General features: G+C 55.2%; 34 protein-coding genes. 13 read left to right on the top strand and 21 right to left on the bottom strand.

Going from position 1 to position 26,749, the window contains the following annotated elements:
- Window positions 1–991, bottom strand: a 991-nt coding sequence (locus P8H26_RS16745; RefSeq protein WP_289634271.1) for a ParB/RepB/Spo0J family partition protein, incomplete at its 3' end; no start/stop codon positions are given.
- A gap of 439 nt (window positions 992–1,430) precedes the next feature.
- Between P8H26_RS16745 and P8H26_RS16750 the strand changes: the two genes are divergently transcribed.
- On the top strand, window positions 1,431–2,000 hold the full coding sequence (locus tag P8H26_RS16750) for a L,D-transpeptidase (protein WP_138787520.1): 570 nt from the start codon (window positions 1,431–1,433) through the stop codon (window positions 1,998–2,000).
- Between the two features lie 12 nt (window positions 2,001–2,012).
- Here the strand turns inward: P8H26_RS16750 and P8H26_RS16755 are convergent, their stop codons facing one another.
- From P8H26_RS16755 to P8H26_RS16850, 20 genes are all read right to left on the bottom strand, one after another.
- A complete protein-coding gene (locus P8H26_RS16755; RefSeq protein WP_289634272.1) occupies window positions 2,013–3,683 on the bottom strand; it encodes a Fic family protein in 1,671 nt (556 codons plus the stop codon).
- A 5-nt stretch (window positions 3,684–3,688) separates the two neighbouring features.
- Window positions 3,689–3,898, bottom strand: coding sequence for an antitoxin VbhA family protein (locus P8H26_RS16760; protein ID WP_289634273.1), 210 nt, complete (start codon window positions 3,896–3,898; stop codon window positions 3,689–3,691).
- A 39-nt stretch (window positions 3,899–3,937) separates the two neighbouring features.
- Complete coding sequence (locus P8H26_RS16765) at window positions 3,938–4,126, bottom strand: type II toxin-antitoxin system prevent-host-death family antitoxin (protein WP_289634274.1); 189 nt, start codon at window positions 4,124–4,126, stop codon at window positions 3,938–3,940.
- A 123-nt stretch (window positions 4,127–4,249) separates the two neighbouring features.
- On the bottom strand, window positions 4,250–4,684 hold the full coding sequence (locus P8H26_RS16770) for a MucR family transcriptional regulator (protein WP_289634275.1): 435 nt from the start codon (window positions 4,682–4,684) through the stop codon (window positions 4,250–4,252).
- A 121-nt stretch (window positions 4,685–4,805) separates the two neighbouring features.
- Window positions 4,806–4,979 carry a hypothetical protein gene (locus tag P8H26_RS16775; RefSeq protein ID WP_171058859.1) on the bottom strand — a complete coding sequence of 58 codons (174 nt, stop codon included), beginning with the start codon at window positions 4,977–4,979 and terminating at the stop codon, window positions 4,806–4,808.
- A gap of 410 nt (window positions 4,980–5,389) precedes the next feature.
- Window positions 5,390–5,821, bottom strand: a complete 432-nt coding sequence (locus P8H26_RS16780) for a type II toxin-antitoxin system PemK/MazF family toxin (protein WP_235889940.1) — start codon at window positions 5,819–5,821, stop codon at window positions 5,390–5,392.
- Window positions 5,778–6,029: a type II toxin-antitoxin system prevent-host-death family antitoxin gene (locus tag P8H26_RS16785; RefSeq protein ID WP_138787526.1), complete on the bottom strand. Its 252-nt coding sequence runs from the start codon at window positions 6,027–6,029 to the stop codon at window positions 5,778–5,780. The genes P8H26_RS16780 and P8H26_RS16785 overlap by 44 nt, the downstream gene beginning before the upstream one ends.
- Window positions 6,030–6,087: 58 nt before the next feature.
- Window positions 6,088–6,315: a hypothetical protein gene (locus tag P8H26_RS16790; RefSeq protein ID WP_289634276.1), complete on the bottom strand. Its 228-nt coding sequence runs from the start codon at window positions 6,313–6,315 to the stop codon at window positions 6,088–6,090.
- Window positions 6,312–6,557: a hypothetical protein gene (locus P8H26_RS16795; protein WP_138787528.1), complete on the bottom strand. Its 246-nt coding sequence runs from the start codon at window positions 6,555–6,557 to the stop codon at window positions 6,312–6,314. The genes P8H26_RS16790 and P8H26_RS16795 overlap by 4 nt, the downstream gene beginning before the upstream one ends.
- A 13-nt stretch (window positions 6,558–6,570) precedes the next feature.
- Window positions 6,571–7,410 (bottom strand): methyltransferase, encoded by an 840-nt coding sequence (locus tag P8H26_RS16800; RefSeq protein ID WP_138787529.1) that lies wholly within the window; start codon window positions 7,408–7,410, stop codon window positions 6,571–6,573.
- A gap of 678 nt (window positions 7,411–8,088) precedes the next feature.
- Window positions 8,089–8,382: an addiction module antidote protein gene (locus P8H26_RS16805; RefSeq protein WP_289634277.1), complete on the bottom strand. Its 294-nt coding sequence runs from the start codon at window positions 8,380–8,382 to the stop codon at window positions 8,089–8,091.
- On the bottom strand, window positions 8,375–8,680 hold the full coding sequence (locus P8H26_RS16810) for a type II toxin-antitoxin system RelE/ParE family toxin (RefSeq protein WP_289634278.1): 306 nt from the start codon (window positions 8,678–8,680) through the stop codon (window positions 8,375–8,377). The genes P8H26_RS16805 and P8H26_RS16810 overlap by 8 nt, the downstream gene beginning before the upstream one ends.
- A gap of 39 nt (window positions 8,681–8,719) precedes the next feature.
- Window positions 8,720–9,094: a hypothetical protein gene (locus P8H26_RS16815; protein ID WP_289634279.1), complete on the bottom strand. Its 375-nt coding sequence runs from the start codon at window positions 9,092–9,094 to the stop codon at window positions 8,720–8,722.
- Between the two features lie 5 nt (window positions 9,095–9,099).
- Entirely contained in the window at window positions 9,100–9,519 is a 420-nt protein-coding gene (locus P8H26_RS16820) for a hypothetical protein (protein WP_138787469.1), read from the bottom strand.
- A complete protein-coding gene (locus P8H26_RS16825; RefSeq protein WP_138787470.1) occupies window positions 9,516–10,187 on the bottom strand; it encodes a ParA family protein in 672 nt (223 codons plus the stop codon). The genes P8H26_RS16820 and P8H26_RS16825 overlap by 4 nt, the downstream gene beginning before the upstream one ends.
- Before the next feature lie 258 nt (window positions 10,188–10,445).
- Window positions 10,446–10,871, bottom strand: coding sequence for an IcmT/TraK family protein (icmT, locus tag P8H26_RS16830; RefSeq protein WP_138787471.1), 426 nt, complete (start codon window positions 10,869–10,871; stop codon window positions 10,446–10,448).
- Window positions 10,868–12,148: a DotG/IcmE/VirB10 family protein gene (locus P8H26_RS16835; RefSeq protein ID WP_289634280.1), complete on the bottom strand. Its 1,281-nt coding sequence runs from the start codon at window positions 12,146–12,148 to the stop codon at window positions 10,868–10,870. Before P8H26_RS16835 ends, icmT begins: the two co-directional genes overlap by 4 nt.
- Entirely contained in the window at window positions 12,145–13,251 is a 1,107-nt protein-coding gene (locus tag P8H26_RS16840) for a DotH/IcmK family type IV secretion protein (RefSeq protein ID WP_289634281.1), read from the bottom strand. The genes P8H26_RS16835 and P8H26_RS16840 overlap by 4 nt, the downstream gene beginning before the upstream one ends.
- The gene (locus P8H26_RS16845) at window positions 13,251–13,895 is read right to left on the bottom strand and encodes a type IVB secretion system apparatus protein IcmL/DotI (RefSeq protein WP_138787473.1); all 645 of its coding nucleotides are present in this window, start codon (window positions 13,893–13,895) and stop codon (window positions 13,251–13,253) included. Before P8H26_RS16845 ends, P8H26_RS16840 begins: the two co-directional genes overlap by 1 nt.
- Window positions 13,892–14,977 carry a thioredoxin fold domain-containing protein gene (locus tag P8H26_RS16850; protein WP_289634282.1) on the bottom strand — a complete coding sequence of 362 codons (1,086 nt, stop codon included), beginning with the start codon at window positions 14,975–14,977 and terminating at the stop codon, window positions 13,892–13,894. Before P8H26_RS16850 ends, P8H26_RS16845 begins: the two co-directional genes overlap by 4 nt.
- Before the next feature lie 221 nt (window positions 14,978–15,198).
- Here P8H26_RS16850 and P8H26_RS16855 point away from each other — a divergent pair, with 221 nt between their 5' ends.
- The 12 genes from P8H26_RS16855 (at window position 15,199) to P8H26_RS16910 (ending at window position 26,576) form a co-directional block, all read left to right on the top strand.
- Entirely contained in the window at window positions 15,199–15,705 is a 507-nt protein-coding gene (locus tag P8H26_RS16855; protein ID WP_289634283.1) for a hypothetical protein, read from the top strand.
- 10 nt (window positions 15,706–15,715) lie between these two features.
- Entirely contained in the window at window positions 15,716–16,288 is a 573-nt protein-coding gene (locus P8H26_RS16860) for a hypothetical protein (RefSeq protein WP_289634284.1), read from the top strand.
- A gap of 16 nt (window positions 16,289–16,304) precedes the next feature.
- Window positions 16,305–16,685 (top strand): hypothetical protein, encoded by a 381-nt coding sequence (locus tag P8H26_RS16865; protein ID WP_138787477.1) that lies wholly within the window; start codon window positions 16,305–16,307, stop codon window positions 16,683–16,685.
- 113 nt (window positions 16,686–16,798) lie between these two features.
- Window positions 16,799–19,711 carry a hypothetical protein gene (locus P8H26_RS16870; protein ID WP_289634285.1) on the top strand — a complete coding sequence of 971 codons (2,913 nt, stop codon included), beginning with the start codon at window positions 16,799–16,801 and terminating at the stop codon, window positions 19,709–19,711.
- Complete coding sequence (locus P8H26_RS16875) at window positions 19,708–20,541, top strand: hypothetical protein (RefSeq protein ID WP_138787478.1); 834 nt, start codon at window positions 19,708–19,710, stop codon at window positions 20,539–20,541. The genes P8H26_RS16870 and P8H26_RS16875 overlap by 4 nt, the downstream gene beginning before the upstream one ends.
- Window positions 20,538–21,272 (top strand): hypothetical protein, encoded by a 735-nt coding sequence (locus P8H26_RS16880; RefSeq protein WP_289634286.1) that lies wholly within the window; start codon window positions 20,538–20,540, stop codon window positions 21,270–21,272. Before P8H26_RS16875 ends, P8H26_RS16880 begins: the two co-directional genes overlap by 4 nt.
- Window positions 21,269–21,847: a hypothetical protein gene (locus P8H26_RS16885; RefSeq protein ID WP_138787480.1), complete on the top strand. Its 579-nt coding sequence runs from the start codon at window positions 21,269–21,271 to the stop codon at window positions 21,845–21,847. Before P8H26_RS16880 ends, P8H26_RS16885 begins: the two co-directional genes overlap by 4 nt.
- Window positions 21,847–22,962 carry a hypothetical protein gene (locus tag P8H26_RS16890; protein WP_289634287.1) on the top strand — a complete coding sequence of 372 codons (1,116 nt, stop codon included), beginning with the start codon at window positions 21,847–21,849 and terminating at the stop codon, window positions 22,960–22,962. Before P8H26_RS16885 ends, P8H26_RS16890 begins: the two co-directional genes overlap by 1 nt.
- Window positions 22,959–23,474, top strand: a complete 516-nt coding sequence (locus tag P8H26_RS16895; protein WP_151652860.1) for a hypothetical protein — start codon at window positions 22,959–22,961, stop codon at window positions 23,472–23,474. The genes P8H26_RS16890 and P8H26_RS16895 overlap by 4 nt, the downstream gene beginning before the upstream one ends.
- Before the next feature lie 2 nt (window positions 23,475–23,476).
- The gene (locus P8H26_RS16900) at window positions 23,477–25,663 is read left to right on the top strand and encodes a DotA/TraY family protein (RefSeq protein ID WP_289634288.1); all 2,187 of its coding nucleotides are present in this window, start codon (window positions 23,477–23,479) and stop codon (window positions 25,661–25,663) included.
- 74 nt (window positions 25,664–25,737) lie between these two features.
- The gene (locus tag P8H26_RS16905; RefSeq protein ID WP_138787484.1) at window positions 25,738–26,052 is read left to right on the top strand and encodes a hypothetical protein; all 315 of its coding nucleotides are present in this window, start codon (window positions 25,738–25,740) and stop codon (window positions 26,050–26,052) included.
- 167 nt (window positions 26,053–26,219) lie between these two features.
- Window positions 26,220–26,576 carry a LexA family transcriptional regulator gene (locus tag P8H26_RS16910; protein WP_289634289.1) on the top strand — a complete coding sequence of 119 codons (357 nt, stop codon included), beginning with the start codon at window positions 26,220–26,222 and terminating at the stop codon, window positions 26,574–26,576.
- The last annotated feature ends 173 nt before the right edge of the window (window positions 26,577–26,749 follow it).

The raw sequence follows: 26,749 nt of genomic DNA on the forward strand, positions 1-26,749 counted from the left end.
CCTTATATTCGTCATAGAGCGCATCATCGTCCGTCTTATCGAGCTGGATTTCGATTGCTCCCATGCGCTCCACCAACGCATCGAAGGCGGCTGATTGTTCCTCGGAAAGCGGAATGTTCTGCGGATAAACCCGCCCCTTATATTCCTGCTCCAACTCCCAATATTGGCCGTCGAAGAAAAACACCTCCTGCCAGCCTTCGGCCTTGATCTCATTGATCAGGGCATCGATCTTTTCGGCGGCAAGCTGATCGAGCAAGGCGGCATCTGTCAGATAAATGCCCCTGTCACCTTCCGCAAAAAGGTCTTGGTGAATTACGCCACCTGCGGCCTGATAGGCTTCCAGTCCGACAAGCTTCACGCGTTTGTCGGTTACAGGAACCTCCCCTTCTGTCAGCGCGGTGCGGATAGCATGGGAATGTGCGCGAGGGTTTGCGGTAAAGACATTGCACTGGCGTTCCTGATCGTCGCTGATTGCATAGGCGGCGACCTGTTCAAATTCGAGTTTTCCGTCGGTGTAGGCGGCGAGAATTTCAGGCGCAACCTTGCCAAGCTTCATCCGCTTTTTGACGACTGTCTGACTGACGCCAAAGGCTTGCGCCACGTCTTCGATGCTCTTTCCGGCATCGATCTGCGCGGCAAATGCACGATACTGGTCGGCGGGGTGCATCGGGGCGCGAATGACGTTTTCCGCGAGCGATATTTGCTCCTGATCTTGATCGCTGTCGGCAAGGCGGCAAGGCACAAGATAGCCCTTTTCAAGCTGCTTGTTTTTGGCGAGCGTTTGCAGGGCGCGCAAACGGCGACCGCCAGCAATAACGTGATAGTGTCCATCCTTTTCGGCGGGAACGATTACGAGCGATTGCAGCAAGCCATGAACGGGAATGGATGCAATCAGATCATCCACATTCTCCGCATCGGTGGTGCGCACGTTCAAAGGGGAAACGGCGAGTTTTGCGAGCGGGATTTGCAAGAAATTCTGTTGTGTAGACATGGCGGGTATCTCCTTGTTTTCCGCGTTGGGCGAAGCCGCTCCCATCCGCACGGGAATTGCTTCAGCTATTCCAAGGGCGGAGGGGGGTGGGCGCAGCCCGCCACACGACACGGCAACGAGCTGTCAGGGGATTGGATCGAGAGAAAACCGGAAGGTTCGCGCATAGCGTGAAAGCCGGTTTTGTCGAAGAGCCAACGCTTGCGCCCGTCCCTTGACCGATCGGGGACGTGCCGGCAGGCGGAAGAACAAATGAAGCCGGCCAAAGGCCGTCCGCTTAATTTCTAAGAAGCCTTCGCCTTCTCTACAGCGCTATATTGGGGCGCGTTCAGGCTACGGCTCGGCCTCTTCGAGGCCGTGACATTGCATCGCTGTCGCGACAGGTTTTTCATCTGCCATGCAAGAATGTGTTATGTTTCCTGTGATGAAAGGATTGCGGGGAATGAATTTGAACCGAAGGTTTTTTGTTTTAGGCGGCATCATGGCGATGAGCGGTTGCCAGACTGCGGCGCCAACTGATGACGCCGAGACAGTTCGAACAGATCGTGTTAGCGCGCGGCGCGTGGTTGCATATAAGACAACGGAGCGTCCAGGCACGATCATAGTCGAGCCATCGAACTACACACTTTATCTGGTGCAGCCGGAAGGCAAAGCCATTGCCTATCCTGTTGGGGTAGGCAAATCGGGTCATAGCTTCAACGGCCGCGCGACGATCGCGCGTAAGGCTGAATGGCCGACATGGACGCCGACTGCGAACATGATCGCGGCCGATCCGGTCGTCCGTGGTAGCCTTGCTGGCGGCGTTCAGGGTGGCGCTGCTAATCCGCTAGGAGCGCGCGCCCTGTATCTCTATCAGGGCGGACGCGACACGCTTTACCGGATTCATGGTACGAATGATCCTGCATCGATCGGAAAATCCGTATCGAGCGGATGCATTCGCATGTTCGACCGCGATGTGATCGAGCTTTATGACCGTGTGCCGCAAGGCTCACAGGTCATTGTCAGGGCATAGAATGGCTTGAAGCTAGATCTCGAAACCCTTCGAGGGTGATTGCTCATGCGAATGAACGCGGGCGAGCGTTTGGGAATTGGCTTGCTCGATAGCGCTGGCTCTCGATCCAATTGTTTCTGCACAGGCAACGCTTCTGCAGAACTCATGTATTTTATGTTGTGGCAGATTTGGAAGCACTTGGGACAAGCGTTCCCGATCCAGACCTTTCGAACCGTCATGCGCTTTGAAGTGTGTTTGAATGTCTTCGACAAATCCTCGCAATTCCTGAAGTGCATTTTTGTATTCGCCTCGGGCGATGATTTCAGAAAGCGCGTGACTTGGGACGTTCTCGACCATGCGCACAAGCGTTTGCGCTTGCGGCGACAAGTCATTGACCGGCTGGCTCATACGCTGGCGAAACCGTTCCTCGTCGCGTGTCAGGTCTGCGGTCATTGTATGATGAAGCTTGCCGTAATCATGCATGGCTGCGACGGCGAGCGGCAGCATGTCGATCGCCTTTTCTCTGGCCGCATCGGCACGCCCGAAAAGATTTTTTGTGCCGTGCAGTTCGCCCAGACTTTGAGGACTGTTGCGGATTTCCTGCGCGAATTCTGAGACCGGTCGGCGCTCGATCTCGATGCGCCTTTGCAGCTCGGCCAGCACGGCTTGCGGATCTTGCCAGACTGCGGCGACCGCTTTTGCAAGGTCTGCTCTGAAGGTTCGGACTTCTGGCAGCGTCTCGATCCTTTCAGCCACGGTCTGCGAGACGCTTTGCGGCCAATCATGCACTGCGGAGATCAATGGGCTTAGGTTCTGCACCTGTTGACTGAGCCCGGACGCAATAAAGGTTATTTCGTCGCCTGATTGTGGACGGGGTTCAGGCAGATCGATGACATTGCCAACGATGATCGAGCCATCATAGCGCTGCATCATGAAATTCGGTCCGGCCGCGCCGGTGAAACGGCCATGATAGCCTTCGCCGGCTTCAGTCGTCGCCATATAGATTCCATCCCATGAAGTGACATGGGGAGCCTGTGCCGGCCGGAATTTTTCTATCGCTCTTTGAGCGACTTCAAGAGCATTTACGCGCTCTGGATCGGCGATTTCTGCGAACATGCGGCGCATGGGAGCAAGATCGCCGTCTTCATGGGCGGCGATGGAAACAACCGTCATGCGCTCGGCGGATATGACGCCGAAGTCAAGAGGATGACCGGCCTGCTCGCCAAGGGCTTCGAAGAATGCGCGTTGCGTGCGGCCGTTGCCTTCGCGGAAAGGATGGATTGAATTCAGCCGTGCGAAGGCATCGGCGGCTTCATTGGTGAAGGTCGCGCGATCGAGGCCGCGCAGAAGATCTCGCGATTGCAGATCGGACATGAGGCTGTTTAAGCCGGTGTCGATCTGCCGATTGACGGCGAAGCCCTTGCCGCCACGCTTCTGCATGGTCGGCATTGAAGCCTGCGAGCCGTCGGCAAAGGTGAATGGCTGGTGGCGCAGCTCACCCGCCCATTCAAACACGTCGTGAAACAGATGCTTGTGCAGCGCCTGAAGGTGGGCTTTATCGAAGGTTGGCGCGGGGCCGCGCCCTTCATCGAGCTGGACGGCGCGAACCGATACGACACGAGCCACATGGCTTTCGAGCATTTCGTAATCGGTAATATTTTCCAGATTTTTGAGCGTATCGCTTTCGGGATAGGTGAAGGACATTGCGCTTAACTTCCGCGCAATGCCTTAGCCTGTTCCAGCATTTCATCGGAATCGATTTTGCCAGCGATATAAGCCTCATAAATCGGGTCCATTTCGGGACCTGCGGCGGCACCTTCGATTGCGTTCGAGCGAATAGCACGCCGAACGCTCTTGCGGCGGCGCTCCATTTCCTCGGCGCTGATTGCCGGGGTGTGGGTCTTATATGCAAGTGCCATGATCATTCCTCACATTGTTCGGTCTGTCCGTCCTGCGCTTTAGCGCTGTGTTTGCGGCTCGCTCTGGCTTTCGACAAGCTGTGACAAGCGTTCATACTGATCAAAGGGCAGGATAACGACTGTTGGCCTGCCATGCTTTGTCAGCGTAATCGGCTCGCGCATGGCTTCATCATGATAGCGCCCGAACTGGCGAACAAATTCGACGCTTGTAATCGTCTTTTCACTCATGAGATTGCCACTCGCATTTTTGCAAAACTTACATTCTGTATAATACAGAATTTCACAAAAATGTCAATGATTGTCGTGATTCATATGATTGAAAAGCGCGGCATCACGACACGCGATCGCGCCTTATGCGGCGCGTTTGCGGGTGTTTTTCTTGCGTCCCAAGCCCATTTCTTTTGCGAGCTGCGAGCGTGCTGCTGCATAGCCGGGGGCAACCATTGGATAATCTGCGGGCAGGTTCCACTTGGCGCGATATTCATCAGGCGTCATGCCGTGCTGTGACGACAGATGGCGCTTGAGGGATTTGAATTTCTTGCCGTTTTCAAGGCAGATCAGATAATCGGGGGTGATCGATTTTTTGATCGGCACGGCCGGGACAGGCTTTTCCTCGGGTGGCGATGTTTTGACGCCGGTTTCCAGATTACTCAATGCCTGATGCACCTGCTCGATAAGAGAAGGCAGATCAGCGAGAGGCACAGGGTTATTGGAGACGTATGCTGAAACGAGATCAGTTGTCAGCTCAACGAGATCGTAGGCGGCATTCTTAGGCTGTGGGGTCATTTTCTACTCCTTTGGGGGATAGCAAAGGCTTCGCCTATGCTATCGCACATTTTTCATGACTATGAAAAAGAAAGCCTGCCGTGGCGGGCTTTTATCGGGGGGCGAAGCCCCCTGCCCCGCCTTAGCGGGGTTTTTTGTTCCATTCGGCACCGACTTCGATTTTCACGAATGCGGGAATGGAGAGGGTCAGCTTGATGGTGAAACGGCCGTTTTTGACGAGGGGCTTGACGAGCTTGGCGATGTAAGAGCGGATGCGGCGGCCGGTGCTGGCGAGGAATTTGAAGATTGCGTTCATGATGAGCTCCTTTGGTTGTCTGCGTTGATCGCAGGTCCAGGATGGCTCTCGGCGTTGAGCGCTGTTGCACCCTTCAGGGCCGAAGCGAAGCGAAGGACTTTGGGGGGCGTGAATTTTGGAGCGGCCTTGGCCGCGTCCGCGAGGAGCCTGCTTGCAGGCGGGGAAAAATCTCGACACACAAAGTTGCAATGGCGCGGCCGAGGGTCAAAGTGACCTGTATGAGATCAATGCTGACAACCAAAGGGGCGGTGATCGCGATCGTTCGCCGGCACTGGCTGCTGTGTCTGCACGCTGGCAGGCTCGCACCCGGAAAGTCCGTTTCACCATCAAGCTGACCCTCGGGCCGCGCTGATGATGATGCCGGAATCAAGGAACAAAAAACCCCGCTAAGGCGGGGCTTCGGTGTTTGATCAGGTTCGCAGAACGCTTGATATACGATGGGCTTCGGCGGCTTGTTTGATGGTTTTTGCCACACGCACCAGAAAGGCAGGGCTTAGGGTGCCGATTGGTCGGGTGTCTTCAAAGTCATAGGCTTTATCGAGGTCGACGCGGTTAAATTCATCCAGAATAAGCCAGCAAGGAAATGCCAGCCCTGCGCGGCGGCATTCGATTTGCGGGATGGCAAGAGACAGACGGTTTGCGTCTGGCTGCTGCGAGGTTATCGGAAAGAGGAACACGCGGCCGGGATTGTCTGGCGTGCGGATGACGATGCAGACTGGACGCGCCTTGCGGCCGGATTCTTCTCCTGCATCTGCCTGCCGCTTCCAAAGATAGAAGAATCTGACAACCTGCCCGCGCTCAAGCATCGCTATCGCTTTCATCCAGAATGGCATCGAGGCCATGCATCAATTCTGCATGAACGTGTGGGGGGGCGTCATACAGGCTGAACGCTTCGGCCTGCGTTTGCCCTGCCAAGCGCCGGTAAGCGTCGGCGGTCAGGATGACGAGTTTTTCCTTGCCGCGCTTTGTCAGCGCGACCGGCTCAATCATGGCAGTTTCCAGAATTTCGCCGGATGCGCGGTTCATATCTGAGAAGGAAAATTGTTTCATGTTTCCAACTCCTTTCTAACTACGTAATTTATGCGAATTACGTAGTTTATGCAACTCGCTATTTATAGAGTGGCATCATGCGCCTGTTGCGCAACTCGCCTTGCTTTGTCTCGAAGCGATAGCCGTCCCATTCGTTCCAGCATTCCCAGCCTTGGGGGGTTGCTCTCCCGTACCATACGCGCACTTTGACGCGCTCATGATCAAGGTGCGCGATGATTTCGACGGTAAAGGAGCCGCCCATTCCTGACGGGGTGTCATAGACTTCGATCTGACGGCGCTTTGTCATGACTGCTCCCCTCTGATGCGAATGGTCACGGCGCTGCGGCGGATCTCCATACGTCCGGAGCTTGTGCGCTCGTTGCTTTCGATGACAACGCGGGCGGTGTCATCGTTGCGCTCGGTGATTGAATAATGCCGGTATTTGCTTGCGCCTTTTGACCATCCGCGCCGGATGATTTCGGCAATGTGGCGCTTGTCGGTTGCGGTGATGTGATAGCCTTCGATCAGGCTGATGCTGAGTTTCGACATGGTGCGCCCTCCCCTATAGCAAGGCCAGTTGTTCGGTGTGGCTTGTCATCTGCACGATTGGGCGGCTTGCGATGCGCTGGCGCTGCTGGCGCTCTTTTTCGCGGGCTTCGGCGAATTCGAGGCAAATGATTTCGGTGATGATGCGCGTATCTTTCCAGTCGCTGGCATGAATTGAAGTGTCCACGCCGGCGCCTGCTTCCATCACAAGGCCGGTCAGCTTCTCGAAGTCTGTGGCGCGTCCTGTCTCCCTGCGCTCATAGTAAGGGCGGCCGGAATATTGGAAGCTTGCGGACTGCTGCGGCACGATGAAAGTGCCGTAGTCGGCCATTTGCGACGCAATATCGATGACATGAAATTCAAAGTCTGCGCCTTTGTAACGCGGTGCGTCTGCGCTTCTGCGGACACGTCCGAAGGGTGGATTTCCGATTGCATAATCGAACATCTGGCCGTCGAGTTCGTCGTTCCACCATTCGCGCCAATCGAACACATCGGCACAAATCCAGCGGGCATCAGGGACAAGTTTTTTGCCGATCTCGACATAGCGGTGATTTCGCTCAACGCATATGATTTCGGTCGGCTGGTTTCCCCATTTGCTGCGCTCTTTGACGAAATAGGATAGCACGCCAATGCCTGCGCAAAGGTCGATCACGCGACCGGTGCCAACGTCGATTGCAAAATCGGACGCGAGGTCAAGGGGGGTGAAGAAAGCGCCGGCGGCTGCATTGTTGCATTCCGCGCCTTCATGCCAGTTGCTAAAAACGAATTCCTTTTCGTCCTCGGTGAGGCGATCCTTTGAAAGGATTGCTTCAGCCTCGGCATGGGCTTTGCGCTGTGCTTTTGTCAGTTTAGCCATTTTGGTTTTTCCTTTTTTCCTGATCCCGGAGGGGCAGGAGCCCCGCTCCTGCTCCCGAGCAGTCGGCGAACCGACCGGAGAGAGGGGGGCAACAGGCAAAACCGGAGGGGGATCACCCGCCCGAAGGGACGGGCATTTGCGCGGATCCTGCGCGGCACGCGCTCAATCCGTGCAAATGTCTGGTGCTGCACAAAGGCAGACCAAGCGGCGAAGCCGCCTGGTCAGCCTGCGGAAGTACGGGGAGACCGGTTTTGGCTGTTGCGGGGGAGAGACCGGCGGCCGATCTTTCCCCCATTCAGAAAATCAGGTGAGCCGCGCAGCGGCTCTCATTGCTTCATCATTTATGTTCAATCAGAGAATATGAGCGGGTGCATAATGGGCTGCTTCACGCACTGAAGGCGTTCCCTCCGTGAGAGCGAGCCTTTTGACCTTCACTGGCGCGCAATAACTCCATGCTGCTTTGCTCATAGCAAATGCTGGCGCCGCCCTTCCCGCGTCAGTCGATCGTGACCCTATGGGCCGAAACGGGCTTGTCGTGCGCCTTGGCGTAGCAGCGGATGGGTGGGCTTGGATGCCAAGACCGGCCATTGCGTAGCGCAGACAGGCAAACGGCGAGGCTGGTTCGGTGAGCTGGCCGACAGGCCGGCGAATAGAGCGCGGTGCCGAAGGCAGACGCCCTTATGGTGCCGGGTGTGCTTTTGCCGTCAACTCGACCCCAAGGGCGCGCATGACAGCCAATGTTGTTTTCAGGGTTGGATTTCCGCGTTCACTGAAGGAACGATAGAGCTGTTCACGCGACAGCCCTGTTTTTCTGGAAATTTCGCTCATGCCTTTTGCCCGCGCAACAACGCCGAGCGCTTTTGCAATGAATGCTGCATCGCCTGTTTCAAATGCATCTGCCATGAAGGCCGCGATTTCTTCATCATCGACCAATGCGGCGGCTGGATCATAAGCGGTCAATTTTTCAGCCATCTTGTTCACTCCACTCTTTTGCGAGCTTTTTGGCGTTGGCAATATCGCGCTCCTGCGAACCTTTATCGCCTCCGCACAGCAACACGATCAGGATATTGCCGCGCTTCTGGAAATAGACGCGATAACCCTGGCCGTAATGAATGCGCAATTCACTGACGCCCTCGCCTATCGGCTCCACGTCTCCGGGCAAGCCTTCGGCCAAGCGCATCAGTCGCGCTGCGATGATGGTTCTTGCACGCTTGTCTCGCAGTCGGCTTTCCCACTTGGCGAAACTCGCCGTCTGCCTAAGTTCTATCATCCGTGCATATGTAGTCTATAAACTACATATTTACAATATTTATGTGGCTGATCTGAGGAACTGGACGGTCGAGAAGACGAGCGCCAGGGGCGCGAGGATTGGCGAACCGGCTAGAAGGATGAAGAAGATGAGCCAACGACCTGCGGCCTTTGTTGGCGGCTTTAGATTGGTTTGCCGCGCCGTTGCCTCGGCAACGGGCGCGGCGAACATTGCGGCGAATGCGACTGCCAGCCCTGCGATCGGAATTGCCATGCTTGTTCCGGCTCTTGATTGCAGGATGACAAAGAAGAATGTCGCGGCGATCATGAGGCCGGTGAGCGCAGCTCGCCGGGCGTAAATTCGCCGCGACATTTTCGGGCGGCTCAGGTTGTCCCTGACCGTTAAATGTGACTGCCCTGCCCCGTTGCGGGTCATGGGCTTTACTCTGCTGCCTGCTGTGCTGCGCGTAGGCGTGGATTGATGCCCTGCTCTATTTCGCTTTGCAGTGCGCCCAATGCGAGTTCGATCACTTCGGCAATTGCCGAGCATTCCAGCATTTCGGCATAGTCATAGATCTGGTTGTTTGTTTCGACCTTCAGCTTGACGGTGAATTGCGTATTACGGCTGGTAGTGCGCTTTCGCCCCCGCCTTTTAGGCTCTCCTCCATCAACAATTTCGGGCGCAACAATTTTGGGCTCTTTCGCCTTAGCGGGAGCCTCTTTTTTTGCTTCGGGAGCGTGACGCGCTACGAAACCGGAATCCTTCGCCACCTGCTCAACGGATGCTTTTGCGGCGGGATCGGCTTTTTTGGCTTCTGGCTTGAATTCATCCAGATCGAGAAGAATGCGCTTTTCACTCATGAGCGTGTTTCCTTCAGACTTGATATGACCTCTGCGGCGAAGGCCGCTGCATTGGCTCTGGCTTTATCGAGCGATGGAACGAGATCATTGGTGAGGTTTTCGAGCGTTTTGCCGTGATTGACGATCCCGCGGATCGCTTCGCGGTCAACAAGACTTGTTTTGAGGAAGCTGATGCCGGCATCCTCGAACTGCGAGCCTATGTCTCTGGCGGTGCGGGTGACATAGGCGGCGGGCACGCGCGCCCAAAACACTTTCGCCGGCATTGTGCGGCCGACATTCTTGCCTTGCCGCAGAATGAATTTGAGGGTTTTGGCGGCTTCGTTCGCGTCGAGCTTTGATGGTTGAAGCGGGATCAGGATCAGATCGCTTTGCGTGAGGGCATAGCCAGTTGACAGGTTTGCCGAGCCTTCGAGATCCACTATGACGAACATATTCTTCGCGGACTGCTCTTCGATTGTCTCGATGATGTTGTCCTCATGAACGTCACCAATAACCGAAAGGGTATCGGGATGCTCTGCATTTTTGATCCAATCGACAAGTGGCTGATTGGGATCGGCATCGATCATGCAGACACTCGCGCCCTGCTCTGCGAGGACGGATGCGAGGATGATGGCGCTTGTAGTTTTCCCACCGCCGCCTTTTGTTGTCATAAACGATACGACAGCCATTTATAAACCTTCCGGAAACGATTTGGTTTCGTTTGGCATCCCCATACGAAACGTATGGCCTACCTTTAGCTTACATTTTAACGGCCAATGCTAAACGGATGGTAAACGTCACACAAATAATTACAATACGTTTTATTATGGTTTACCTAAATAAAACATATTGGAAACGTTTTACTTATGTATGCCTTTCGTGTCCCATACGATTCCTTTCCGTATGGCTTACACATTTTGCATATTTAGCATACCGAAGCAGATTGGCTATTCGGCAGCCAAAGGAAGAGACACAGATGGCTCCACCTCTGGATCGCTCTCCTTTGAGACTGATGGCGTTTGGACAGTGGCAGAGGCAGGGGCAGGGGAGGGCATCTTTCGGAACTCAAAGCCATAATCGACCGCCTCGCGGTAATTACGCTGATAGAAAGCAGGGCGGTGCGTTCCTGCAAAGGTGCTTCTGATTGCCCGCATAGCGCTTGGAAAGCGATAACCGGCACGTTCAACCAGCCAGAACACCAGCATTGCAGATACAAGCAATATCGCGGTCCAGACTCTTAGATGAACAGCGAGAATCAGAAAAAAGAAAACGACGCGAGCATCAAAGATGACGAGGCGGGGCTCACGCATGGTGTCCCGCCAATGAATCCGCTTCTTGAAGCGGTTTCCGTCATCATGTTCGGTGTCATTCATCGCGTTGCAATCGAATTGCGACGGGCTGCAATATCAGGAACACCCTGCATGAACAGAATCCCGATCGTGTAGCCGCTGCCGAGTTTGACCAATGGCCCTTTAGGAGCTGAGCTTTCAATTTCACTCGCAAGCTGCTCACCGACGCGACCGGCACCGGCATAAAGGGCATCTTTCAGCTCTGTCTTGCGATCGACAACGGTTGTCGTGTTGTTGCCGATAATAACCTGCTGGCTTGGCCGCGCCATAGTCTGACCAAGACCGGCAATGAAAGCGCCGGCGAGGCGAGGGCCATATCTTTCAAGCCAGCGGCGATCGACGCCTGATGTAACGGCGATGGAGCCTTTTGCACCATCAACAGCATAAGCGGATATTGGAACCTCGGTTCCATCCTGCATCACAAGCCTGTTGAACTCGACAATCAGGGCGTTTGTGTTGCGGTTCTGCTGGAAAGAACCGAGAAGGCGGGTGCGATAGAGCGGGCCTTTCTGAAAGATTTCAGCCACGACAGGGCCGGGGGTGTCGGAATCTGATGCATTGACGGTGCGCGCGAATACGGTCTGACCGGCGATGATCATCATGTTCTGACCATCGACTATGCCACCCATGCCCGACATTGCGGCTTGCTGCGCCTGCTCGGCCTCGGCCTTGCGCTGCTCGGGCGTTTTATAGAGCATCTGATTGAGAACAATGGTGTTGACGGAGCCTTTAGGCGACCACTGCGAGATCAGGCTTGCCGCCTGGCTCGCCATTGCACCGGCAAGTGTGTTGATGTCGCTGTAATCGTCGGGCGTCAGCGCTCGCCGGCGATCAGGCGTATAATTATCGACACGCTGAACAGGCTGTTCATTGGCCGGAGCGATTGGCCGCTGGCGCGGAACTGGATCTTTCATTACGTCGCGGACTTCATCGACGTTACGCAAGGGTTCGTCCGGCGTGGCAAGGAAGCTTGAACCGCTATCCTGAGCGGTTTGTGCGCCTTCCTGATTAACGGTATCGAGCGACTGCTGATAACGTTGGGAGTCCGCCTGCTGCTGGCCTGCTGGCGTACCATCGACGTTCGGGCCTCGCGAAATGCGTGATGAAGAAAGATTATTCTGCTTCATCATGGAATAGCCGACATATCCGACCGCACAGGCAAGGAGGCCGACCACAACATAGGTCTGCATTCGGGTGCCTTTTCGACGGCTCGGGCGATTGATCGCGGCAGCATCGGCAAGACCCGGCGCGGCATCTTCGCGCTCTGAGCTGTCGGGCTTGTTGTCCTTGTCGTCGCTCACTGGCTTATCCTCACTCTGGAAATCGTTCCGTTGCGCGAAATCAGCACAACGGGGGAGGGCTTAATTTTAACGGCATGAACACCGCCCGGGCCGGTCAGCATGGATTGCGGCGAGGGCGACGTGTAGGTGTCTGTGGTGCGCAGATAATAGGAGCCATCGAGCATCCATGCTTCCACATTGCTATCTGAGGTCGCGAGCTTGATTGCGGATCTCGGCAGATCGGCACCTTGAGCAAATGCCATCATGGTTCCATTTGAAGGTGGCTCTTTGACCGCAACCTCTGTCGGAGAGACGGATGCATTCGGACCATAGCCCTCAATCGTAATGTCGCGGCGGAAATGCGTTTTGGTGTCGTTCGTTTCGAGGTTGATGACGATCGGACGATCTTCTTCAACGAGCGAAATGATCAGATTGGAATAGCCGTGCGTGACGAGCGGGGTGACGGCAATCTGATTTGAACCTTCCTGCAGGGCATAGACCTGAAATGAATCGGCGCGTCCTACGACAAAGCTTGCGATCGGCCATGCTTTGCCGGTTCGGTCATAGAACGCCATGACCGAAACTGTGTTCGGTGAGGTAAACAGCGTCTGCAATGACTGATTGGATTTCAGGGACATGCGAACCGCGTCCGATATAGGGTTTGCCCTGAAGCCGCTTGGCGGCATTGCTGCGGCTTTCTGGCTTTCATCGACCCTGCGACGATAGTCGCGGATAATCTCGGGCGACATAGGCATAAGGCTCTGGACTGTCGCGCCATAAGCCGTGATCTCTTCGGGAGACAACGGCCGATCAAGATCAGACAAAGATTCCATCAGGCGGCGTGCGCCGATGATAGGAACATTTGGCGCCTGTCGGGGCTGGCGCTGCTCTGCGTGACTGGGAGACGCTTCGCCATATTTAGACGGTTGCATTTGATGCTCGCCGGCCTGTGCCGGTTGAGAGTTCTGTTGAGTCTGCCCGCCCTGCGAGTGTTGGGGCGGCAGCTCGGCGGCAGCTTCTGGATGAGGAGCCGAATATTCCGGCGCGGGTTGAGCTGCTTGCTGAGCAAGGGCAGATCCGCTCAAGGCCAGTATAAAGGCGATATTGCCAGCGATCCGTTTCATCAGGCACCTCCGGGGGCAGCGATGATGCGGGAGATAGCCGCACCGCGCGGGTGTTCGTAGCTTTGCAGACGTTGCAGTGTGACCGTGACCATGAGGTTCTGTCCGGTAACTTCCGACGCTGATTGGTACGTCACGCGAACCGGCATCTGTACGATCCATTCATAGGTGCCATTCGCGCCGACGCCTTCACGGACAATGACCGCGCGCTGCGCGATCGCTGTTGTGTTGAGGCGGCGATTTTTGACCAGATCGAGGGTGCCGGATTTCTGGATTGCCTCGACAAAGGAATTCCAGCCGCGCGGCTTGGTGAAATATTGCTGCGCTCTCTGGAAATCCTGCTGATAGGTGGCGAAGGAATAGGTAAAGGACGATGTGACCGCTTCGGCGGCATAGGTTGAAACCTCTGCCGCGCTTAAATGCGGCCGATCAAGCGGAATGAGGGGTTGAATCCGTCCATCCGTTGTCGTGGCGAAATAGCGGGGTTCTGGTCTGGTCAGCGCCAGACTGACGGCGGCACATACGGCGATGACTGTCACAACCAGCAATGCAAGGGCGACGATGCTCATACGGCGATAAGCCGTTCTGTAAACATCGGCGCGCATCAAAACGGTCTCAAGCTGACCGTAATCCGGAGACTGGCTCATTGCGCATTTGCTCTTGCTGTGCCGTCGGTCGCGGCCGGTGTTGTTTGCTCGGCTGGCAAGATCCCGCTGAGCTGAGAGTCTTTAAGAGCTCCAAAGGCGAACTGCGCGCCTTCGTTCGTTTTATAGAGATAGAAGGGAGTGCCCGGAACGCCATTGAGCCGCATCCAGTCCACGTTGCGCTGCATGGCTTTGACAACATTGGGATCGAAAGAATTTGGATCGACCTTTGGCGCGGGGGCTCCTGAACCAATGACAGATGCGAGCTGGCCGCGCAGTGCGGCTCCAATATCTTCCTGATGCATGATCGACGCGGCGATCTGTGCGGATTCAGCCGAAAGGATAGGAGCCATGATGACACGCAGATCAATAGAATTGTCCTCTATGCTTGGCTTTAGATGCTCGAAGGACCAGGCGCAGTGCGGGCAGGTGGGATCGACAAAGAGATAAACGAGCGGCGCTCCCGGTTTCGGTTTGTTGACCGAAAACCACATCGCGAAATCCTGTGCCTGTTGCATAAGCTCATCGACACTTCCCGCCTTTGGAACATTCGGGACTGTTTCAGAACCGATCGAAGCCACCTGCTGAGGTGGCGCGGGATTTTGCGCTTGCTCTTGGACAAGTGCAGGTGGCGCGGCAGGTGGCCGTGGCGGCTGAGGGGCTGAAGGTATCGGGGAAATGGGCTGCGGCTGAGCTATGGATGCCTGCGGGGCCGGAGGCGCGGGCTTAGGCGGATCGAAGGGTGATGCTTCTGGCTCGACTGTTGCGGTTGTTGCGAGAAGGGCGCCCGATATGTCCTCGCCCTGCGGGCCGACTATGCGCCCATAAATTGTAAGGCCGTCTGGCGTGGTCAGGGCAATTTCCTGCCCGCCGTCTGCGGTTGGAACTGCCCATGCAGTGAGGCCGGAGACCTGCATCAGGGGGCGAACCTTGCCAGCGTCCTTAAAAAGAACCTGCGTTGCGTAGGGCGAGGACGAGACCGAGCATCCGACAAAATTCTGCTGCCAAAGGTTCAATTCTGCACTCGCCGATGGCGCAAAACCGATGATGGCGCATGAGGCGAGGAGCATTCTGTGGACAATCATTTCCGCATTTCCCTTTACCTGTGCGAGCCTGAAAGCCCGTTATGCTATATATTGCATTTTCAAATGAATATGCCATAAAGAGTCTCATTGTCACCCCCAAAAGGCCACAATCGACAACAGATCGTGAGGCTTTTACCGGCGGAAAGTCGTAGTTCAGCATGAATATATCGCAATATGACAGCAATAGAACTCGATCTGCATTTGCCGACACGGATTTCGGAATGATTATCCGATCTGTATTAGTGGGCGCATTTGTTGTGGCTATCGGCATTGTTGCTTATTCACTATCAGGGAACGCATCGACTGACAAAGCTGATGCGACCACAACCGGCCGTTTAAAGCCTGCCTCGACGTTAGACTCTGATGTTGCATACCTGAAAAATCAGGTGTCGCTTTTACGTTCGGAAAATCAGGCGTTGCGCGATGAGATTGACACGCTCACAGCGCCGAACGGCGTTGTTGATACGATCATCGGCCATTTGCGGGAGCTGAAGGCGAAGGATCAGGCGATCATGCAGATCCTTCAGCCTGCCGAAGCAAATTATGCGCTCGGTGATGAAGTTGGTCCGCAAGATGAAGATTCACAACCGGTAATGGGCAATGCCCGTCACCAGATCGTGACGCCACGGCAGAAGGCTCCCCCTGTACCACAGGCCAAGCCGGCTCAGGTTGCCGAAGCGCCGGAAGCTGACCGTCTAAATGAGAAGGGCGCTGCGGCTTCGCAGTGATACGGCTCTTATGGGAGGAAACGGAGAAGCACTGAACGGACTTGTTGGACTGGTACAGCGTCTTGCTGACCTGATCCCGCCAGCGCAGGCGCTAGTCGCCGCTACATGTTTCATCATTGGCATAGGCTTGGCGATCGCTTCCATCGGCAATTTTACACGCGCCAGCGAACGGGCCGCATCGGGACAATTTAACGGCGCGCATGATTACGGGCGGTGGGTCGGCATCGCCGGCCTTATCACCGCCGTCATGCTGATTTCCCTGTCCTCGATCATATCGGCATTTCTGGTTTCCTTCTTTCAGGTGGAGGAAACCGTCGCTGCTTCGGAGATCTTTGCTTACGCTCCCGAAATGCTCGCCCCTCTCGATCATGAACAGGCACGTACTGTTCTGATCGCCTTGCTGCGGATCGTGCAGTTCATTGGGCTGCTCGGCTTTATCCGCGGCCTGTTTCTGCTCAACAAATCAGTGAAATGGCCTCAATCCGGCCTCGCCGGGTTTGGCGTAGCACATCTTATCGGCGGAACATTTGCGATGAATATCGTGATGTTCGTTGGATACATCGAAGAATTGGTTCTCGGCTGAAAAAGGAAAGCACAGCATGAAGAAAGCTTGGTTACAAACGGCGTCGGTTCTGACTGCGACAGTGGCATATCAGACTGCCGCTTTCGCACAATCGGGCGGGCTTGGTGATGTTCTGACCAATGTGCGCAATGATACACTTGGGCCGGCAGGTGATTTTCTTGGCGCTGCCGCATTCATCATCGGCGTGATTTTTGCGCTTCTGGCGATCAACAAGCTCGTCCAGAACCAAAGAAACCCGCACGATCCCTCAACCCGACCCGCAACTGCCATCTGGTATGGAGTTGCTGCGGCGCTTTTCATCGCCGTGCCGGAATTTCTCGGCATGGGCGTGACGACCTTCTTTGGCTCGGGCGCTGAAACCACGTCCGTTGACGGTACATTGCGGTCGATCAACTGATGGCTGCGGGGATCGGAATACTGGACTCGCTGGCCGCCGTTATCGGCCGGTCAGCGCTGCGGAAGTCGCTGGATGGCTATTGCCGTCTGGTGACGACCGAAGGCGATAACGTTTTGGTCGCCGACGATGGATCGTTGGTGACGCTGTTTCGCCTTGAGGGTTTCCGATCCATGCCCGGTGAGAACGAAATCAGCAAGGCGGTGTCAGATCTCCGCCTTGCTTTCAGCTCTCAGTTAGGGACGCCGGGCTATTCGCTGCAATTCTGGTTTGCGCATACGCCTGAACTTGGCGCGGCCGACATTAACCGTGCGCTTGCGGTCACGGAAAGTGTTGCGGCCGATACGGGACTGGACATTCAGGATCTGATTGACGAGCGACGCCGGCTCCTGCCTGAAAGGTTGACCGGCGAACGCTGTTTCATGGCGCTTTGGTCACGTCCTACTTTGATGACCAGACAGGAAGCTAAGACCAGCTCCGAAAAGATGCGCAAGGAATTGCAGGGCGCTCCACAAATGCGCAATGCGCAATGGCCTGCTCTTGCGACCGATGCTTTGGTCACAAGGCATCGCTCATTCTGCGAGGCGATGGTTCGTGAGGCCGATATTGTCGGCATCGAGATCGAGCCTCTGGAAGTTCATGACGCTCTGGCGCAGATCAAGGGCGTTCTCAATCCTGAATATCTGATCACCGGCGAACGCTGGAAAGCGATCCTGCCGGGTGATTACGCGCGCGCGCGAATGCCGGCCACGGTGCAGGAACTAAAAAAGAGCGACGTATCGAACCATCTTTGGCCGCTTCTCGCCCGCCAGCTTCTGAACGAGCATGGCGAGATTGTCGATCAGACAACCGTCCAGCTTGGCGACACGATCTTTTCCGGCTTTGATATTACACTCGGGCCTGAAGTCGTCGTTCAGTTCAATGACCTGATCAGGCGTATTCTCGACAGCGATCAGCGCATTTCTTGGCGCATGTCGATGCTGATTGATTCAGGCGGATTTCAGGGGCAGGTTTTCAAGGAAACCTACACCAACATGATGACGTGGACTGCCCGCATTCCAAACGGGCGCATTAAGCGCGCGTTTGACAAGCTGCGGCAGGATGATGGGGCTGATGATACCGTTGTGCGGTGGCGCTGCTCTTTTTCGGCGTGGGCGCCGAAGTCGCAGCTTGAAACGCTGCAACGGCATGTTGCAACCTTGCGGCGTACTGTGGAGCGGTGGGGGAACTGCCAGACTGACGCACTGGTGGGCGATCCTATGCAGTGCGTCATGTCCTCTACGCTTGGGCTGAACGCGCAATCGACTGCCCCGGCAGCGGCTGCAAGCCTAGCCGATGCATTTGCTCTGGCTCCGATCGCGCGACCGGCAAGCCCTTGGCAACAGGGCGCGGTCATGTTCCGCACTAAGGATGGCAAGCTATGGCCGTATCAGCCGGGATCATCCAAACAACTCGGCTGGGTGGATCTGATTGTCGGAACGCCGGGTTCCGGAAAATCGGTTCTGATGAATTCGGTCAATCTTGGCGTGGCTCTCTCTCGCCAGTCTGGCCGTAGTCGATCGAATGAGGGGCTTTTGCCCCGCATTTCCATCATCGACATTGGCCCTTCTTCCTCGGGGCTGATCAGCCTTATTCGAGATTCATTGCCAGTCCATCGGCGTCATGAGGCGGTTTTCCATCGTCTGATGATGTCAGAACAATACTCGGTCAATCCGCTCGATCTTCAACTGTGCATGCGCACTCCGTTTGAATACGAGCGGGCATATCTGGTCAATCTGCTCTGCCTGATCTGCACCCCTGACGGGCAGGATTCCACCTATGACGGCATCAGCGCATTGGCTGGCGCGACCATTGATGAGGCGTACAAATATTTCAGCGACAGCCGCAACCCGAAGCGTTATTCGGCATCGGATTCCTTTGAAGTCGATGCAGCTCTGAATGAGCTTGGATTTGAGGTCGATTCCGCGACGACGTGGTTCGAGATCACCGATTACCTCTTTTCCAAAGGCCGTTACCATGAAGCGGCATTAGCGCAGCGCTATGCTGTTCCGACAATCGCGGATCTTGTGAACATTTCCAATTCCGAGATTGTGCGCGAACCCTTCCGCGACATGAAAGCGCCAACTGGCGAGGATGTGCTGAAAGCGTTTCAGCGCATGGTGACGGCCGCTTGCCGTGATTATCCGATTCTTGCCCGCCCTACACGGTTTGACGTGTCGAACGCCCGCATTATCGCTTTCGATCTGGCAGGCGTCACATCAAAAACCGGCCCTCACGCAAAGCGCCAGACTGCCATAATGTACATGGTAGCGCTTCAAACGCTGACCTCCGATTTCTGGCTTGATGCTGATGAGGTCAAGGATCGTGAACTGAAGGAAGAGGTTCGCACCTATCATCTTCAGCGGATCGAAAACAATCGGCAGATGGGCAAGCGTCTGTGTGTGGATGAATACCACCTGACCGGGGGGCTTGAAGGCTTCCGCGAACAGATGGTCAACTTTGGTCGCCTGGGCCGAAAGGCCGGCGTCCAAATCACTTTGGCATCGCAGCTCATGGAAGATTTCGACATGAGCATCCAGAAACTGTCGAACAATTTCTGGTTCTGCAATGTCCCAACGGAAGAATCCATTCGCGAGATCGCAGCGACTTATAATCTGACGCCATCGGTCATGGATGAAATGCGCGGCCTACGCGGCCCTATTCAGGGCAAGGGCGCGCCGCTTCTGACAATGCTGAAACTGAAGTCGGGGACTTATGTTCAGCATGTTTTCAACCAGCTCGGGCCGATTGAGATCTGGGCTTTGTCCACCACTGCGGAAGATACGGCGCTGCGGGCCATGCTCTATGAGGGACTTGGCTCCAAGGCCGCGCGCCGCCTTCTTGCAAGGCGTTTCCCTTCCGGCTCTGCCAAGGACACGATCGAGCGGCGTCTGGCCGATTTTGAAGATCGTGGCGTGGCGATCGATGACAAGGTGCGGGGCAACGCCATTCGCCAGCTCGCCGACGAATTGCTCAAGGATGCATCATGATCAAATTTTTAACAGCCGCTCTCATGGCAGGCGTCATGACCACATCTGTATCGGCTCAATCCAGCCTCGACGATCTGGTCACGGAAACGATCGATTTTTCAAAGCAGGAGCCGGAAGCCACAGCAACGGCTCGCAAAATGTATGGGCGCGATTTCCGTGTAGTGCAGGCAAACAGGATCTGGCTCGAAGAGCCGACCGATGGCTATGACCAGATGGTTGTATTGCTCGGCGAGGCGAGGGGATGCGCGACAGGGTGCTTCGTGTCCGCACTCTACTATGACGACAAGCAATGGCTTGAAGTCTGGCGGGTTCCGGGAAAAACTGTCGGACTTGGCGCTATATCCCCTACGGGCATGAAGCCGCTTTATGACGGCAAGCGTCTCTGGAAATGGTCAGGTGCCGCCTACATGGCGCAGCCGATCCCACACGAGCAGCAAGAGCGCACACCCACCGAGGACGAGCTGAAGGCGGCAACGGAAGCCCTGCAAGAGCGCTTCCAAGGCGGCTCTGATGATCTGGTTCCGCCGAATGTGGCTTCAATCGACGTCGATCTGAAGGATGGCAAGGAAGTCGCGATAATCGTCACCTCGGACTACTACTGCGGAAATTCCGCCTGTCCTGTGGTTTTTCTCGACAGCGATAAAAAGCTCATCGACATTCTCGAAGCTTGGGGACCGGATTTTGCTGTCTCCGGTGAGCGCGATGAAAACGACCGGCATCTGATCGAGGTCGCGACACAAAATGGCGTGGCGACCTATTCGCTTGGCGATAGGGAGCCCCGTTCGATCATTCCACCTATGAAGATTACCGTTGCGGGGCAAAAGCGATGAAACGTTCACTGATTGCCGCTCTATGCGCGCTTTTCATGCTGCCGGTCGCGGTGCTGGCCGACTATAACGAAAACACCTCGAAGCTCGAAGGGGGCAACTCTTATTCGATCTTCAACGGCAATGGCGGATCTGCTGTCGGTCGATACCAGATTACTGCCGGCACATGGCAGAACTTGGGCTATTTTCAATACAACGGAAGCGGCTCAAGGGGCGATTGGTCGAACTATTCTGCAACGGATAAGGCGCGCGCTGCGGGCGTCAACAATCTGAACGACCTTCGATTTTCGAGCGCCGGCGCTGCCCTTCAGGACTCGGCAAACATGCAGCTTGCCGCGCGTAACTGGTCAGCGATGAGCAGTCAGACGCGCGGTCTTGTCGGGCAGACAATCAACGGCGTTACGATCACGCAAGATGGATTGCTCGGCGCTGCGCATTTTCTTGGGGCAGGCGCGCTGAACAATTGGGTGGCAAGCGGCTTCGATCCTGCTGCACTGCCAGCCTCATATCTCGCCGCGAACGGCTTCAAGAGCTACGCGGAGCTTCAGGATCACATTCTGAAGCGTATGGCCTCGATGAGCGGCCAATCGTTTGCTGGTCTTGACGGCGGAATGGGCGGCGATGCTGGCGGGGGAATGTACGACAGAACTGAGGGCTTTCCGGGCATCGGCACAAAGCGTCCGATCCTCATTCGAGAGATCCCGCCATTCCAAGGAGAGAAAGCGACACTATGAGCATTTTGCGCAAATTATCGCTGTGCGGGATTGCCTCGGTGATCCTGTCAGCAACACCAGCCTCGGCCGATCAGATCGAACAGCTCTTCAAGGGCAGCGGACAAGGCTGCGTTGACACTGTAAAAATCAATCTGGTGGAAGCCATTCGTTCCGGCATCGACAAGGAAGTGAAGCGCCATGAGGCGGCTTTGCAAAAGCCGCCGGCGCTGGATTCCCTTGGGTGTCTCGACAACCTGATGCAGGTAAATCTCGACTTCGCAATTCAGGTGCCGGATCTGAGCCAGCTTTTCAAATCGGCGCTTTCCAATGCCGAGCAACAAATTTGCTCCTATGCTCAAGAGCAATGGAACAAGGTGACTGAACCGCTTCAATCAGCGCTTCAGCTTCCATCCTTCAATATGTTGCAGCTTCCGGGCGGCATGGGTGGCGGAAACGTGCCAACGCTGGATTACAATTACAGCGGCGGCTCGCTGAATTTACAGCAACCATCTGTCGGCAATTCGGGGCGTCGTGAGAATGACGGCTCTCTGCTGAACGATCACTACAACAATCTCTACGGACCGGGGAGCCTGTGATGCAGACTTTCGCCAAAACACTGCTTTTCGCCGGCACTGCCCTTGCGTCCCTCACACTCGGAAGCGCTGCAATGGCAGCATGTTCTTGTGGCGGGGTGCAGAACATCGTCTATCGTGCGCAGGAAAACATCAATTCGCACACTACTGATGTGGGCAACCAGATCACCCAAACCATTCTGAAAGGCGTTGCGCAGCTTAGCGCCTATCAGAACAGGGCGATCGAAGCGAACACGCGCACGCAGGATGCGGCGCAGATGGCCGAAACCATCCGTGAGCGCCAGAAAGCCCGCGCTGCGGCTGAAGGTGGCCGTTATGATCCTGCGGCTTCCGCATGTCTCGATCTTTCCGGCATCTTCAATATCGGAAAGTCAGGGCAGGGGGTCGCCGGCTATGGTGGAAACGACGTTGCCAATGCGTCCCGCAATTGGTCTTACGGCAATGAAGCCATAGGCAAACCGGTTGCTGAAGGTGGATTGGCTGTTGCCAATTCCATCATTGCCGATCGCGACCAGCTCAAAAATGTCGGTGGCCTTGCCGATCCGACTTCTGATGTGCGGCTTTTGACCGATGCAATCACGCTCGATACGTCTGATGGGGATATATCGAAGGCATATGTGCGGATGATCAACAACATGGTTGATCCGATCCCGCCAAAGCCGATCACACAGGCCGAAATGAAATCACCGGCGGGGGTGGCGCAGGTGGCCGCCCGACAGGTCGATGCGACCAGGCGGTCAGCCGCACACGCGATTTATAGCTATCTTGGCGACATAGCTGCACCCACTGGTGGTCAGGAGCTTGCCAATTGGGCGAAGTCGGCCGTAACGGAATCCTATCCTTACGAGGTCGGCAATCATGTTTCCGAATTGCAGGCCGTTGATATTTTCGTTCGTTCCCGGTTCACAAATCCGGAATGGCATCAGGAGCTGGCGGGCATGTCGCCGGCCGCGGTGCAGCGCGAACAGCTTCTGACACAAGCGTTGAACCTGCATGTGGACTGGATGCGTTTTAATCTGGAACGGCGGCAGGCTTCAGCTATCGCCGCCATTCTGTCCAACAGCCTTGATGAGCGCGACAGCCGCACCACTGTAACAACAGCGAGTGCGTCAAATTGAAAAAAGAAGGTCGCACTCGTCGTTTTGCTTCATGGAATTTCAAACGTGCCTTCGGCATCGGGGTGTTTTTCAACGTTGCCTCGAAAGCTGCTGAAGATGCGGCAGACAATGTGCAAAACACCATCGACGAGTTGCGGCCATCAGGTCGTTTAAGCAAGCGAAGCTTTGGGGATCGCTACATCGATGGCGGACTCGACAGGTTCCACCAGTTAAGCCAAGGGCTGACCTCGAACGAGATCGAGGCGGCTCTTGCGGCGTGGGATCGGGATTCAAGCATCTACATGGTGGCCGGATGCATTGCGCTGGCTTCGATCCCGCTTCTTTTCGTGCTTGGCTATTCATCATTTTATCTACTGATCGGGGGCTGTCTTGTGGCGATCGTCACATTCGCGCTCGCGATGAAAGCTGATTTCAGGGCGTGGCAGATCCGGCAAGGCCGTGTCGGATCTGTGCGCGATTACTTCATCGATCGTCTGCCTTCCAATATGCAGATCCTTACTAAGGACGATTAATCATGAAGCGGGTGGCGCTATTCGCATTTTTCTCGTTTGTCTCTGCGGGCGCAGCCTATGCAGATGACATTAACATCGCCGACATTATTAAGGGCGAGGGCGATGCGCGCACCAACTCGTTTCTGAATATGATCTTCGGGCCGCTTTTCAGCGGACCGAATAACGAAACCCTTGTTTCGGCCCTGATCGCGAATTTCAACGTTCTGTTTTTCGCGATTGCCGCCCTGCTGTTCATCTACAACATGGTTGTAGGCGTGACAGAGACGGCACATGAGGGCGAAATCCTCGGCCGGCGTCACTCGGCAATGTGGGTTCCTCTGCGAACCATTCTGGCGGTCGCCGCGCTGATCCCGATGCCAACCGGCTACAACACCGCGCAGCATGGCATTGCCTATATGGTCAATGTCAGCACTGCGACGGCAAGCTTCTTCTGGAATGAGACGGTCGATCTTATAGTCGAACAGCGCATTCCGGTTGTGGGCGGGGACTATGATCAGCTCGACGGCCAATTTTTGCAGGCCCTCTGGCGAGCTGAACTGTGCCAAGCCGTCTATAATCTCGAAGTCGCGAAAGGCGGCTCTGGCCTTGATGGGGTTTCGCGCGGCTCATGGCAAACTGTTTCGGGCGTCCCGCAAATGGCTTACAGCTTGCCGAACTCTTATGGTGCGTGCGGTATTGTCTCGCTTCCGGGCCAGACAACCGGCTTCACTCGCTTGGCCGAGGCGGCAGGCAAATCGTATAACGATTTCATTCAGGATATGTCAAAAGCCGTGACGGAAACGGCTGACTCTTTTTCGACTACTGCGGCGCAGCTTGCACAAGCCACCAGCAAGCGTGAACCGCTTCCTGCCTATCGCGATCTTCGCAAGGACCTCAACGACTGGCGCAAGAAACATGCGGCCATTCTGAAGCAGTATATTGGCGACGAAAAATTGCAAAAGGCAGGCCAAGACATTGCCACGGCTGATGACTCGCTTCAGCTCACGCCGGTTGGCGATTCACAAAGTCAGGCTCTGGCTGGCAATTTGAAAAATGGCGGATGGCTTCAGGCGGGATTTTATTATCAGCTCATCGCGCGCCTCTCGGCGGATTCGAACTCTGTTGCGACGGCTTTACCGAAGGTGACGCCGGGTGGAGCGATCGGTGCGGCTTCTAATCCGTCCGGCAACGTACGCAATTCGATTGCTTCGCAATATGCTGACAACAACTGGTATTTGTTGGGCTCGGCCGACGGAGACGCAAAAAAATTCCTTGATCAGATAGCCGCCACCTACAACGGGACAGTTGAATGGTGGAATGAAAGCGTCGCCCGAAGCGGCATTAAGGCGTTTGTCAACGAGCGCGTCGCTTTCGCAGATAGCGGCGGCGATATTTCGGACTGGATGCCTTCTGCAGGATCTCTTTATGAAGCGTTGGAATTCATGAATCCAACGCGCTCGACAAGCGACCCGATGATTGGTCTTGTGACCTTCGGAAATCAGGTGACATTCTACACTGCTGCGGCAATTCTCGCACTGTCCATACTGGCGATGTTTCCATTTGTCGGAACTGGCATTACCGTTCTTTCAAACTTCGTTGGCTGGATCATCAGCGGGATTGGTGCGCTTGGAATGTTCCTTGCATTCGTACTGCCAATGGTTCCGATGGTGATTTGGGTGATCGGAATCGGTGCCTTCTTCTTGCTTGTCATGGAAGCTGTATTTGCAGCGCCTCTTTGGGCGATCGCGCACTTGTCGATGGAAGGCAAGGGCATGGGTGGAAGCCAGGCGCGACGGGGCTATGTGATGGTTCTAGGACTGACCTTGACGCCAGTGCTGATGCTGTTTGGCTTGCTGCTCGGGATGATCCTCTTCCGGATCATGGGCGTTCTTATCAATGGCGGTCTCTACTACGCACTGACCTCTGCTCAGGCTCTTGTCGGCGACAGTATGGTTAGTATGGCATGGTTCATTGGTCTGTTCGTCGTTATGGGCTTCATGGCGGTCGTCTACCTTGTGATCCTCGAACGCTCGTTCTCGCTGATTGCAGAATTTCCGGGCAGGGTGTTCAGGTGGTTCGATCACATCGGCGATAACCTTGACGCAAATACCGCCATGCGAGCTAACACTGCGGCAATTACTAGCGCCGCGCATCTTGGAAGGTCGGTTGAGTCAGCAAAGCCGGCGTTGTTGCCAAAATCACGCCCCTGAAATACGGCAGGGTTACAATAGCATCGATTTTGATGTATATAGCATAATCGAAACGGCTCGAATGGAGGAGCAAAATGTTAATGCCAAAATATTTGCGCCCTATTCGGGACGTAGAGGCTCATAAACTAACGGGGCTCGAAAAAGCTGTAAGGATGGTCATTTTTTGCCCGTTTCTCCTTGTTTTTTCCTTTCCGCGCGCGGTGCTTCTAACTCTCGCACCCATCGCTATGTTTATTGCCTTATTTGCGCCGGCTGCTATCGACAGCTTCATTAATGAACCCGGCACGTACCGCTACGAGATCGCAGCGGTGCTTGGATTTGGCACTTTGCTGCTCTTCTCAAACATGCTGGCAAAGGCGATCCGGCGCTATTTTCTCCCGTTCGGATAAGAACGGATCTTCAAACACACGAAAGCCCGCCTAGTGCGGGCTTTTTTTGTGCCTGCGGAAAATGCACGGCAAAAATGTCGCGCTGATAAGAATTAGATTGATATTTGTCGGCATTTGTGTTCCCTGTTTGTTCCTTTCTCTAAGCTTTGTGAAAGGAGATACTTTCTATGCAGATAGGCTTAAAGGTGGAGGCCGAAGTTCTGGTTCCACTTATGTTGCATGGACTGTGTGCGGGTTTTCCCTCACCAGCCGATGACTACATCGACGACACTATAGATCTATCCAAACTCTTGATCAGCAACCCGCCCGCGACATTTCTTTGGCGCGTTGACGGACACTCGATGCGGGATGCGGGAATATTTCACGGCGACCTTCTGATTGTTGATCGCAGCGTGAAACCGCGTGACGGCGATATTGTCGTTGCGACGGTCCACGGCGAACGATCGCTGAAACGGCTGAGCCTGAAAGGCGATCGGCCGCGCCTGACTTTTGAAAATCGGGACATGCCGACCTTTGAATGTTGAGGTCAATTAATTTTATGTTATTATCATATTATGGAAAAGGATATCACACAGCCATTGGCGTATTCATATGTGCGTATGTCAACAGATATGCAGCTCAAAGGACACAGTTTAGAGCGACAAAAAGAAAAATCGAGAGAGTATGCTATTCGCAACAATCTTCATTTAGTTGAAAA

The organism is Pseudochrobactrum sp. sp1633 (genome assembly GCF_030376605.1).
Taxonomy (GTDB): domain Bacteria; phylum Pseudomonadota; class Alphaproteobacteria; order Rhizobiales; family Rhizobiaceae; genus Pseudochrobactrum.

Coding starts and splice junctions, on each gene's coding strand:
- P8H26_RS16770 (WP_289634275.1), bottom strand. CDS start 4,684: ATGACCCCACAGCCTAAGAATGCCGCCTACGATCTCGTTGAGCTGACA.
- P8H26_RS16795 (WP_138787528.1), bottom strand. CDS start 6,557: ATGTCGAAACTCAGCATCAGCCTGATCGAAGGCTATCACATCACCGCA.
- P8H26_RS16840 (WP_289634281.1), bottom strand. CDS start 13,251: ATGAAACGGATCGCTGGCAATATCGCCTTTATACTGGCCTTGAGCGGA.
- P8H26_RS16865 (WP_138787477.1), top strand. CDS start 16,305: ATGAAGAAAGCTTGGTTACAAACGGCGTCGGTTCTGACTGCGACAGTG.
- P8H26_RS16820 (WP_138787469.1), bottom strand. CDS start 9,519: ATGAGTGAAAAGCGCATTCTTCTCGATCTGGATGAATTCAAGCCAGAA.
- P8H26_RS16890 (WP_289634287.1), top strand. CDS start 21,847: ATGCAGACTTTCGCCAAAACACTGCTTTTCGCCGGCACTGCCCTTGCG.
- P8H26_RS16900 (WP_289634288.1), top strand. CDS start 23,477: ATGAAGCGGGTGGCGCTATTCGCATTTTTCTCGTTTGTCTCTGCGGGC.
- icmT (WP_138787471.1), bottom strand. CDS start 10,871: ATGAATGACACCGAACATGATGACGGAAACCGCTTCAAGAAGCGGATT.
- P8H26_RS16910 (WP_289634289.1), top strand. CDS start 26,220: ATGCAGATAGGCTTAAAGGTGGAGGCCGAAGTTCTGGTTCCACTTATG.
- P8H26_RS16805 (WP_289634277.1), bottom strand. CDS start 8,382: ATGGCTGAAAAATTGACCGCTTATGATCCAGCCGCCGCATTGGTCGAT.
- P8H26_RS16825 (WP_138787470.1), bottom strand. CDS start 10,187: ATGGCTGTCGTATCGTTTATGACAACAAAAGGCGGCGGTGGGAAAACT.
- P8H26_RS16845 (WP_138787473.1), bottom strand. CDS start 13,895: ATGAGCCAGTCTCCGGATTACGGTCAGCTTGAGACCGTTTTGATGCGC.
- P8H26_RS16885 (WP_138787480.1), top strand. CDS start 21,269: ATGAGCATTTTGCGCAAATTATCGCTGTGCGGGATTGCCTCGGTGATC.
- P8H26_RS16850 (WP_289634282.1), bottom strand. CDS start 14,977: ATGATTGTCCACAGAATGCTCCTCGCCTCATGCGCCATCATCGGTTTT.
- P8H26_RS16810 (WP_289634278.1), bottom strand. CDS start 8,680: ATGATAGAACTTAGGCAGACGGCGAGTTTCGCCAAGTGGGAAAGCCGA.
- P8H26_RS16790 (WP_289634276.1), bottom strand. CDS start 6,315: ATGACAAAGCGCCGTCAGATCGAAGTCTATGACACCCCGTCAGGAATG.
- P8H26_RS16905 (WP_138787484.1), top strand. CDS start 25,738: ATGTTAATGCCAAAATATTTGCGCCCTATTCGGGACGTAGAGGCTCAT.
- P8H26_RS16765 (WP_289634274.1), bottom strand. CDS start 4,126: ATGAGTGAAAAGACGATTACAAGCGTCGAATTTGTTCGCCAGTTCGGG.
- P8H26_RS16785 (WP_138787526.1), bottom strand. CDS start 6,029: ATGAAACAATTTTCCTTCTCAGATATGAACCGCGCATCCGGCGAAATT.
- P8H26_RS16780 (WP_235889940.1), bottom strand. CDS start 5,821: ATGGCCTCGATGCCATTCTGGATGAAAGCGATAGCGATGCTTGAGCGC.
- P8H26_RS16880 (WP_289634286.1), top strand. CDS start 20,538: ATGAAACGTTCACTGATTGCCGCTCTATGCGCGCTTTTCATGCTGCCG.
- P8H26_RS16875 (WP_138787478.1), top strand. CDS start 19,708: ATGATCAAATTTTTAACAGCCGCTCTCATGGCAGGCGTCATGACCACA.
- P8H26_RS16775 (WP_171058859.1), bottom strand. CDS start 4,979: ATGAACGCAATCTTCAAATTCCTCGCCAGCACCGGCCGCCGCATCCGC.
- P8H26_RS16800 (WP_138787529.1), bottom strand. CDS start 7,410: ATGGCTAAACTGACAAAAGCACAGCGCAAAGCCCATGCCGAGGCTGAA.
- P8H26_RS16760 (WP_289634273.1), bottom strand. CDS start 3,898: ATGGCACTTGCATATAAGACCCACACCCCGGCAATCAGCGCCGAGGAA.
- P8H26_RS16755 (WP_289634272.1), bottom strand. CDS start 3,683: ATGTCCTTCACCTATCCCGAAAGCGATACGCTCAAAAATCTGGAAAAT.
- P8H26_RS16855 (WP_289634283.1), top strand. CDS start 15,199: ATGATTATCCGATCTGTATTAGTGGGCGCATTTGTTGTGGCTATCGGC.
- P8H26_RS16750 (WP_138787520.1), top strand. CDS start 1,431: ATGAATTTGAACCGAAGGTTTTTTGTTTTAGGCGGCATCATGGCGATG.
- P8H26_RS16860 (WP_289634284.1), top strand. CDS start 15,716: ATGGGAGGAAACGGAGAAGCACTGAACGGACTTGTTGGACTGGTACAG.
- P8H26_RS16815 (WP_289634279.1), bottom strand. CDS start 9,094: ATGACCCGCAACGGGGCAGGGCAGTCACATTTAACGGTCAGGGACAAC.